6 protein-coding genes are annotated in these 4,379 nt (G+C 73.2%); 3 read left to right on the plus strand and 3 right to left on the minus strand.

Going from position 1 to position 4,379, the window contains the following annotated elements; all coding sequences use genetic code 11:
* Positions 1-8 precede the first annotated feature (8 nt).
* The gene (locus AOK16_RS10260) at positions 9-1,028 is read right to left on the minus strand and encodes a hemolysin family protein (protein WP_055471939.1); all 1,020 of its coding nucleotides are present in this window, start codon (positions 1,026-1,028) and stop codon (positions 9-11) included.
* Positions 1,025-2,368 (minus strand): hemolysin family protein, encoded by a 1,344-nt coding sequence (locus AOK16_RS10265; protein WP_055471940.1) that lies wholly within the window; start codon positions 2,366-2,368, stop codon positions 1,025-1,027. Before AOK16_RS10265 ends, AOK16_RS10260 begins: the two co-directional genes overlap by 4 nt.
* Before the next feature lie 290 nt (positions 2,369-2,658).
* Here AOK16_RS10265 and AOK16_RS10270 point away from each other — a divergent pair, with 290 nt between their 5' ends.
* From AOK16_RS10270 to AOK16_RS10280, 3 genes are all read left to right on the plus strand, one after another.
* A complete protein-coding gene (locus AOK16_RS10270) occupies positions 2,659-2,883 on the plus strand; it encodes a hypothetical protein (protein ID WP_055471941.1) in 225 nt (74 codons plus the stop codon).
* Complete coding sequence (locus AOK16_RS10275) at positions 2,880-3,251, plus strand: hypothetical protein (protein ID WP_055471942.1); 372 nt, start codon at positions 2,880-2,882, stop codon at positions 3,249-3,251. The genes AOK16_RS10270 and AOK16_RS10275 overlap by 4 nt, the downstream gene beginning before the upstream one ends.
* A gap of 208 nt (positions 3,252-3,459) precedes the next feature.
* The gene (locus AOK16_RS10280; RefSeq protein ID WP_055471943.1) at positions 3,460-3,921 is read left to right on the plus strand and encodes a VOC family protein; all 462 of its coding nucleotides are present in this window, start codon (positions 3,460-3,462) and stop codon (positions 3,919-3,921) included.
* Here the strand turns inward: AOK16_RS10280 and bioD are convergent.
* The coding region (bioD, locus tag AOK16_RS10285) for an ATP-dependent dethiobiotin synthetase BioD (RefSeq protein ID WP_055471944.1) at positions 3,878-4,379 on the minus strand (502 nt) is incomplete at its 5' end. The genes AOK16_RS10280 and bioD overlap by 44 nt on opposite strands.

A 4,379-nucleotide genomic window follows, 5' to 3' on the forward strand; every position in this document is an offset into this window, starting at 1 on the left:
GATCCGGCTCAGCCCGCCGCGGCCCGGCCGACCAGCTCCCGCAGCACGTCCTCCAGGGTGACCAGACCGGCCAGCCGCCCGTCCTCGCCGACCGCCGCCGCCAGGTGCGTACCCGTGCTGCGCATCGCGCCCAGCACGTCGTCCAGCGGCGTCGAGGCCCGTACGCGGGCGATGGGGCGCATGACCGAGACCGCGAAGGGCACGTTCCGGGGCCGGGCGTCCAGCGCGTCCTTCACGTGCAGGTAGCCGAGAATCCGGTCGCTCTCGTCCAGCACCGGGAAGCGGGAGAACCCGGACTCGGCGGACAGCCGCTCCAGGCCCTCCGGCGTCACGTCCGACGGCGCCGACACCACCCGCTCGACCGGCAGCACGACCTCGGCCACCGGGCGGCGGCCCAGCTCCAGGGCGTCCCGCAGCCGCTCGGTGGCGCGTTTGTCGAGCAGCCCCGCCTTGCTGGAGTCGAAGACCATCTGGGCCAATTCGTCGTCCGAGAACGTCGCCGGCACCTCGCTCTTGGGCTCCACCCGCATCAGCTTCAGCAGCACGTTGGCGAAGGCGTTGATCGAGAAGATCACCGGGCGCAGCGCCCGGGTCAGCGCCACCATCGGCGGCCCCAGCGCCAGCGCCGAGCGCACCGGCTCGGCCAGTGCCACGTTCTTCGGCACCATCTCGCCGAGCAGCATGTGCAGATACGTCGCCACGGCCAGCGCGATGACGAACGCGACCGGGTGGATCAGCCCCGCCGGCAGGCTCACCGCGTGGAACAGCGGCTCCAGCAGGTGTGCGATCGCCGGTTCGGCCACCACACCCAGCACCAGCGTGCAGAGCGTGATGCCCAGCTGGGCCGCGGCCATCAGCGCCGAGACGTGCTCCAGGGCCCACAGCACGCTGCGCGCCCGCCGGTCGCCCGCCTGCGCCAGCGGCTCGACCTGGCTGCGGCGCACCGAGATCAGCGAGAACTCGGCGCCCACGAAGAAGGCGTTGACGACCAGCGTCAGCAGGCCGATGAACAGTTGCAGCGCGGTCATCGCCCGGCCTCCTCGCCGTGGTGGTCCACCGAGCCCGGCAGCGGTGCGCGCAGCCGGACGCGCGCCGCCCGGTGGCCGGTGGCGTCCATGACCTCCAGGCCCCAGCCGGCTGCCTCCAGGCGGTCGCCCTCGACCGGGATGCGGCCCAGCTCGGTGGCGATCAGGCCCGCCAGCGTCTCGTACGGGCCGTCCGGCAGCCGCAGTCCGATGTGCTCCAGCTGGTCGGTGCGGGCCGCGCCGTCCGCGTGGTACACCGCTCGGCCCTCCGCGTCGGGGCCGGCCTGTACGAGGTCGGGGACCTCCAGCGGGTCGTGCTCGTCGCGGACCTCGCCGACGACCTCCTCGACGATGTCCTCCAGTGTCACGACACCGGCCGTGCCGCCGTACTCGTCGATGACCACGGCCATGTTGCGCTTGGCCGACAGCCGGTCCAGCAGCCGGTCCACGGTGAGCGACTCGGGTACGAGTACGGGCTCGCGCAGCAGCTCGGAGACCGGCCGCCAGGCCCGCTGGTCGGCCGGTATGGCCAGCACGTCCTTGATGTGCACGGTGCCGATCACCGAGTCGAGGCTGCTGCGGTAGACCGGGAAGCGGGACAGGCCGGTCGCGCGGGTCGCGTTGGCCACGTCCTCGGCGGTGGTCTGCACGTCCAGGGCGATGACCTGCACACGCGGGGTCATCACGTTCTCGGCCGTCAGCTCGGCCAGGCCCAGGGTGCGGACGAACAGGTCGGCCGTGTCCTCCTCCAGCGCGCCCTCCTTCGCGGAGTGGCGCGCGAGCGCCATCAGCTCCTGCGGGCCGCGCGCGGAGGCCAGCTCCTCGGCGGGCTCCAGGCCCATCCGGCGTACGAGGCGGTTGGCGGTGTTGTTGAGATGGCCGATCAGCGGGCCGAAGGCGGCGCTGAAGGCGCGCTGCGGGCCGGCCACCCGCCGGGCGACCGGCAGCGGCCGGGAGATCGCCCAGTTCTTGGGGACCAGCTCGCCGACGACCATCAGCACGACGGTGGAGATCGCCGTACCCAGCACGAGCCCGGCCGAGGAGGCCGCCGACGCGGGCACCCCGACCGCCTTCAGCGGCCCGGTCAGCATCTTGCCGAGCGAGGGCTCGGCGAGCATGCCGATGACCAGGCCGGTGACGGTGATGCCCAACTGGGCGCCGGAGAGCTGGAAGGTGAGGGTCCGCACGGCCTTCAGGGCGCTGTCCGCCCCGCGCTGGCGCTCGTCGACCGCCCGCTCCAGCACGCTGCGCTCGACCGTCGTCAGCGAGAACTCGGCCGCGACGAACACACCGCAGGCCAGCGTCAGCAGGACGGCGAGCAGCAGGAGCAGCACTTCGGTCATCGGGTCACCTCCCACCCATGATCCGGCAGGGTCGGGAGGAGTGCGCTGCCGCGCCGGTACCGGTCGCGGCCACTGCTACTGGGAGGCTCGCCCATGGGCGGACGCTCACACCTTTCACGTGGGTTCGAGAACTACGAGCAACCCATAGTAAAGGACCGGCAAAGCCCGGTGATCGCCCGCCGGCAGCCGCACGCCCCAGCGGCCTGGCCCATCCCCGTACGCCGGTCCCTGCGCCCCCGGGGAGCGATTCGCCCTTGCCGGAGCTAGCGGGATGGCGCTAGCTTGGTGGGGTGGCCAAAACACAGCTGAACGTCCGCGTGGACGAGACGACCGCCGAGACCGCGCGCCAGCGCGCCGTCCAGCGCGGCCTGAGCATGAACCGCTATATCGAGGAGCTCGTCCGCAAGGACGCCGGAGAGGTCGGCCAGACCTTCGTCGAGGCCGCGGCCGACTTCATGAAGCAGTACGAGCACGTGTTCACCGAGGAGTTCGGCGAGGAGCGCACGGCCCGTTGAACCTGCGCATCGACCTCGCCTGGCTCCTGATGATCGCCGAACACAACACCCCGGGGGACCCTCAGGTCACCGACTGGGGCGCCCTCGTGGCCGCCGTGACCCGGCACGAGGCCGAGATATTCGGCGTGCCCGTCTACACCGACCCGCAGGACCGCGCCGCGGCCATGCTCCAACTGCTGCTGCACATCCCGGCGTTGGAGCGCTCCAACGCGATGTTCGCCTCCGCCGTCGCCTACGCCTACCTCGTCGCCAGCGGCCTGAAGATCGCGACCTCCCCCGAGCAGGTCCGCGACCTCGCCCGCCTCGTCAAGGGCGGCCAGGCCGACGTCCACGCCATCGCCGACGAGCTGCGCACCTGGAGCCTGTGAGCCGGACACCGGTACGCCGGACACCGGATCGGCCGGTCGCGCCCGACCCGCCGTACGGATCCGGTCGCCGTACCGGTCCGGCTGCCGTACGGGGCCGGCCGTCGCGCACGGGGCCGGCCGCCGTACGGTGTCGGCCGCCGTGCGGTGTCGGCCAGGCGGCGGACGAGCGGAGAAGCCGAGTGCGTATCCCTCACTTAGCGTGGCCGGTATGAACCTCTCGCTCTGCCACTTCTTCATCGCCGTCCACGACCCGGACGACGCCCTGGCCTTCTACCGGGACGCCCTCGGCCTGAAGGTGCGCAACGACCGCGAGGTCGGCGGACTCCGCTGGGTGACCCTCTCGCCCCCGTCCCAGCCCGAGATCGAGATCGTGCTCACCGAGACGCACGCCGGCCGCCCCGAGGAGGACGGCGACGCCCTCCTCGTCCTGCTCACCAAGGGCTCGCTCAACGGGGTGGTCTTCCGCACCGACGACCTCGACACCGCCTTCGAGAAGATCCGGGCCACCGGCGCCGAGGTCCTCCAGGAGCCGGCCGACCAGCACTGGGGCGTACGCGAGTGCGCCTTCCGAGACCCCTCGGGCAACATGGTCCGCCTCTCCCAACCCCCGGTCGACCAGACCTCGTTCACCGGCCTTCCGGGGGCATCGGTGACCCCATCCGGGCCGTGAACTCCGCCGCGTCCCACCTGCCGCCCAGGTCCGGGGCGAGCCAACCGGCCGCCGCCGCGCGGAAGTCCGCGGGCGGCAGGGCGCCCGCGCCCTCGGGGAGCGCGCCCAGCAGGGGCGCCCCGGCGGCCTCCGGGAGGTCGGCGAGGTTGCAGCGGGCCGCCAGGTCCGGGCGGTCCGGCCAGCTGCCGACCAGCACGCCCGCGCAGGCCAACCCCCGGGCGCGCAGCGCCTCCGCCGTCAGCGCCGTCGCGTTGAGCGTGCCGAGACCGGCGGGCGCGACCACCAGGACCGGGGCGCCCAGCAGCCGGGCGGCGTCCGCCAGCGTGCCGCCCTCGCCGTCGAACCGTACGAGCAGCCCGCCCGCGCCCTCGACCAGCACCAGGTCGTGCTCGGCGGCCAGCTTCTCCGCCGCCTCCGCCACCTCGTCCGGCCGTACGGGCGCGAGACCGGCGCGCCGG

This window comes from Streptomyces pathocidini, assembly GCF_001418495.1.
GTDB classification, from domain to species: Bacteria; Actinomycetota; Actinomycetes; order Streptomycetales; family Streptomycetaceae; genus Streptomyces; species Streptomyces pathocidini.